Origin of the sequence: Bizionia saleffrena (assembly GCF_008086175.1) — a bacterium.
Taxonomy (GTDB): Bacteria; Bacteroidota; Bacteroidia; order Flavobacteriales; family Flavobacteriaceae; genus Bizionia; species Bizionia saleffrena.
Genome location: NZ_VSKM01000049.1, coordinates 1 through 1155, shown reverse-complemented (window position 1 = coordinate 1155; position 1155 = coordinate 1). Strand labels below are relative to the sequence as shown.

Below are 1155 nucleotides of genomic sequence, written 5' to 3'. Positions count from 1 at the left end.
ATTATACACGCGGAGACTATGATCTCGTCAACATTGAAAACCCCCTCTCTTTTTCTACACAGATTTCGTACAGTTCTATGAGGCTTTTAGACCTCGATTTCAAGTCGTTGAAACTCGCGTAGTCGTCCTTTAAAAATACAGTTTATTATGAATAAAGATATTAAATATTTTGGAATTGACATTAGTCATTTGGTTTTCGATGTTACGGATTCTTCAGGTAATTACTATCAGTTTAAAAACAATCCTGCTGGTTTTAAAAAGTTTTTAAAACTCTTGGGGATTGATAGTCATTGTGTGATGGAAGCAACGGGTTATTATCATTATCAATTGGCGTATTTTTTACTCGAATCTGTTATAAAAGTGTCTGTCGAAAATCCCTTGTCTGTAAAACGTTTTATACAGATGAAACTAACGAAGAATAAGACCGATAAAAGTGATTCTAAGCTTATTTGTGAGTATGCTAAACAAGTTGAATTAAAACTATGGAAAGGTAATTCGAAGCATCAAACAGAATGTCTTCAAATGACCAGACTCCTTTCAGTATATACAAAACAGAGCACTATGCTTAAAAATAAATTACACGGTGAAGCTGTTTTAGGCAACCCAAGTAAAACTGTTGTAAGTTCTTTAAAACGTAGTTTAAAACAGGTGCAAAAAGAAATGAAAACCTTGGAAGAAAAATTAATCGTTTTAGTCAAAGAGGTGCACCAAGACGTTTTAACTCGTTTAAAAAGTATTCCAGGTATAGGAAACAAAACATCATTAATGTTGGTTGTTCTCACTGATGGTTTTGAGCGTTTTACAAGCGGCAGTGAGTTGTGTAGTTATGCAGGGTTAACCCCAATAATTAGGAAGAGCGGAAGCAGTGTGAGCGGCCGAAGTAAAATTAGCAAAATGGGAAATCAAAAACTGCGTAATTTATTATTTATGTGCAGTTTTAATGCTTGTAAGTACAATAAGGCTTGCAGGGAAATATATGAGCGAATAGTAGCTAAAGGAAAGAGCAAAAAACTAGCGTTGATAGCGGTCTGTAATAAGCTACTAAAACAAGCTTTTGCAATAGCAAAATCTGGATTAATATATGATGATTCTTATAGAAGTACTTTAGTGAAAAGTTAATGGGTTTTTACTTGTTTTTTACCACAGTACTTTGTT

General features: G+C 33.7%; 1 protein-coding gene. It reads left to right on the top strand.

The window, feature by feature from the left end; genetic code table 11:
- Nucleotides 1–147 precede the first annotated feature (147 nt).
- A complete protein-coding gene (locus tag ES676_RS14560; protein ID WP_148371050.1) occupies nt 148–1119 on the top strand; it encodes an IS110 family RNA-guided transposase in 972 nt (323 codons plus the stop codon).
- The last annotated feature ends 36 nt before the right edge of the window (nt 1120–1155 follow it).

Excerpts from the sequence above, each read along its gene's own strand:
- ES676_RS14560 (WP_148371050.1), top strand. The coding sequence starts at position 148 with ATGAATAAAGATATTAAATATTTTGGAATTGACATTAGTCATTTGGTT.